The organism is Deinococcus alpinitundrae (genome assembly GCF_009982895.1).
GTDB classification, from domain to species: Bacteria; Deinococcota; Deinococci; order Deinococcales; family Deinococcaceae; genus Deinococcus; species Deinococcus alpinitundrae.
The window spans coordinates 1-261 of record NZ_WXZL01000336.1 but is presented as its reverse complement, the minus strand read 5'-3'; the positions used below and the strand labels follow the sequence as shown (position 1 = coordinate 261).

Below are 261 nucleotides of genomic sequence, written 5' to 3'. Positions count from 1 at the left end.
TGGCGATCGGGGTGGCGACGCGCTGCCAGCCCTGCATCGCCTATCATGCGCGCGATGCCGCGCGTGCCGGCGCCACGCGCGCCGAAATCGCCGAAACGCTCGGCATGGCGGTCTATATGGGCGCCGGTCCCTCGGCGAGGTATGCCGCCGAGGCGCTCGAGGCATTCGACCAGCTTTCCGGGCCGCCGCGTTAACCCTTCCTTGGTCATCGCGTGCCAATCTGCGCCGCATCAACAGCGGCGCCGCCGCAAGCCTCGGACA

The 261-nt window shown here is 70.1% G+C and carries 1 protein-coding gene; it reads left to right on the top strand.

Going from position 1 to position 261, the window contains the following annotated elements:
- On the top strand, positions 1-194 hold a 194-nt coding region (locus GUI70_RS23655; protein ID WP_161884600.1), incomplete at its 5' end, for a carboxymuconolactone decarboxylase family protein.
- Between the last annotated feature and the right edge of the window lie 67 nt (positions 195-261).